Genomic DNA, 2,202 nt, shown 5'->3' on the forward strand with positions numbered 1-2,202 from the left:
CTATAAATCTAGAACGAATTAATTAAATTTAATAATTTTTATTTATGTATATTCCTAAAAAATTAAAATATAGAAAATATCATCGTGGTCATTTACGCGGTAAAGCGTTACGTGGAAATAAAATAACTTTTGGTATGTATGGACTACAAGCTTTAGAACCTTCATGGATTACTCCAAAACAAATAGAAGCTGGTCGACGAGCATGTACTAGAAAAATTCGTAGACGAGGTAAAGTATGGATTAGAACTTTTGCTGATAAACCACGCACAAAACATTCTTCAGGAACACGAATGGGTTCTGGTAAAGGATCACCTAAATTTTATGTTGATTTAATAAAACCTGGTCGTGTTCTTTATGAATTGAAAGGAGTTACTAAGAAACTTGCATTTGATGCTTTGACATTAACAGCTTCAAAACTTCCCATGAAAACAAAAATTATTCGTCGAAAAAAACGTCTTAATTTATAATATTATAATACTAAATAAATTTAAATTATTTTATGATTCAAACACAAACATTTCTTAAAATAGCAGATAATACAGGAGCAAAAAAAATTATGTGTATTCGTGTATTAAATGGAAAATCAGCCAAAATAGGAGACACTATTGTAGGAGTTATTAAAGAAGCTCTACCTAATGCAGCTGTAAAAAGGTCAGAAATTGTTCGAGCTGTTGTTGTGAGAGCACAATCAAAATTAAAGCGAAAAGACGGAACACATATTCATTTTAATGAAAATGCAGCAATTATTTTAAATAAAAAGATGAATCCAAGAGGAACTCGAATCTTCGGACCTATTTTATATGAACTTAGAAATAAGGGGTTTCAAAAAATTTTATCTTTAGCTTCAATGATTATTTAGTTTTTGATATGTCTTATAATAATAAAAATAATAATAAAGGGAGTTTATATCAAAATAATGATAATATTTTGCAAAAAAAAACAATTATAAATTTTGTTAACAAATTTACAAAAAATATTGAAAAAATTGTAGTTCATTGTGGAATAGGATGCTTAAAAGAAGTTCCCGATGATGTGATAGACTTTTTTTTTCAACAGTTAATTTTAATTACTGGTCAAAAACCTAAAGTTAAATACGCTAAAAAACCTATTGCAGGTTTTCATTTACGCGAAAATACACCATTAGGTTTATTTACTACACTTCGAAAAAAATATATGTTTAGCTTTTTTACTAGATTAATAGCTATTATATTACCTCAAAATTATGAATTTAGAGGTTTTAGTCAAAAACAATTTGACGGACATGGTAATTTTACTATTCCTATAAAATCTATTTTTGATTTCCGCGAATGCGACCCTAAGAAATATTATAAGTATGCAAAAATAGGACTTAATATTTCTATTGTAACCAATTTTCAAACTAATGAAGAGGCTTTTACTTTACTAAGAGAATATGGATTGCTTGTTGAAAAATAATATATAATACTTTTTTACTTATGACACAAAAATTTCTTATTGATATAATCTCTCAAATAAAAAATGCAAGTCTAAATCAAGGACAAGCTCGAATCTTAAAAGTTCGTTATACTGCTTTAAATTATGCTATATTAAAAGCGTTAATTCAAGATAAGTTCGTTAACGAGGCACATTTTTTAGTAGCAGAACCTCTAAAAAAAGAGTATACTTTATTAAAACAGAAAAAAATTCAAAATAAAACACAATTTTATGAATCTTTTAATTTTTCAAAAAAACATAAGGATTTTTATACAAAGACCTTAAAAAAAGAATATGCTTTCTTATTTCCACTTGAAAATGTAAATTTATCTGAAAAAACAAATCTGAATTTTTTTGATAAAAATAAAAGTAGTCTTTTTGGAAAAAATGGAGAAAGACAAGTTTTTATTTTTTTTGAATTATCAAAAGATGAAAAAAATCAACCTTTTTTAAAAAAAATTGAAATAATTAGTAAACCAAGTCTTCGTATTTATTTACCTGTTTATCAAATAAAAGAGCAAATAAAGAAAAAACAGCAAAGTGGAAAACATCTATATTTTTCAACATCATATAAGGATAAACAAATTTTAAATGCTCCTGAAGCTGTTGAATATAATGTAGGTGGCGAATTTTTATTCCAAATAAATTAAAGAAATACATTTTTTTATGAATATAAATCAATATAAAAAGAATAATTCTAATTCTTCTTATAAAAAGAAAAATACTAGTAATAATCAAAGATTTACTAAT

At 25.2% G+C, this 2,202-nt stretch carries 4 protein-coding genes; all 4 read left to right on the forward strand.

Features of this window, described 5'->3' with window-relative positions:
* Positions 1-44 precede the first annotated feature (44 nt).
* Genes rplP through JFN88_RS06290 form a run of 4 tightly spaced genes read left to right on the forward strand, consistent with a single transcriptional unit; the run spans position 45 to position 2,102 of the window.
* On the forward strand, positions 45-467 hold the full coding sequence (gene rplP, locus JFN88_RS06275) for a 50S ribosomal protein L16 (RefSeq protein ID WP_199018488.1): 423 nt from the start codon (positions 45-47) through the stop codon (positions 465-467).
* A gap of 32 nt (positions 468-499) precedes the next feature.
* A complete protein-coding gene (gene rplN, locus JFN88_RS06280) occupies positions 500-859 on the forward strand; it encodes a 50S ribosomal protein L14 (RefSeq protein ID WP_199018489.1) in 360 nt (119 codons plus the stop codon).
* A gap of 8 nt (positions 860-867) precedes the next feature.
* On the forward strand, positions 868-1,434 hold the full coding sequence (rplE, locus tag JFN88_RS06285) for a 50S ribosomal protein L5 (protein WP_199018490.1): 567 nt from the start codon (positions 868-870) through the stop codon (positions 1,432-1,434).
* A 20-nt stretch (positions 1,435-1,454) separates the two neighbouring features.
* Positions 1,455-2,102 carry a hypothetical protein gene (locus JFN88_RS06290; RefSeq protein ID WP_199018491.1) on the forward strand — a complete coding sequence of 216 codons (648 nt, stop codon included), beginning with the start codon at positions 1,455-1,457 and terminating at the stop codon, positions 2,100-2,102.
* The last annotated feature ends 100 nt before the right edge of the window (positions 2,103-2,202 follow it).

Origin of the sequence: Paenibacillus roseus, assembly GCF_016424485.1 — a bacterium.
Classification (GTDB): Bacteria; Bacillota; Bacilli; order Paenibacillales; family Paenibacillaceae; genus Paenibacillus_D; species Paenibacillus_D roseus.

Excerpts from the sequence above, each read along its gene's own strand:
- rplP (WP_199018488.1), top strand. The coding sequence starts at position 45 with ATGTATATTCCTAAAAAATTAAAATATAGAAAATATCATCGTGGTCAT.
- rplE (WP_199018490.1), top strand. The coding sequence starts at position 868 with ATGTCTTATAATAATAAAAATAATAATAAAGGGAGTTTATATCAAAAT.
- JFN88_RS06290 (WP_199018491.1), top strand. The coding sequence starts at position 1,455 with ATGACACAAAAATTTCTTATTGATATAATCTCTCAAATAAAAAATGCA.
- rplN (WP_199018489.1), top strand. The coding sequence starts at position 500 with ATGATTCAAACACAAACATTTCTTAAAATAGCAGATAATACAGGAGCA.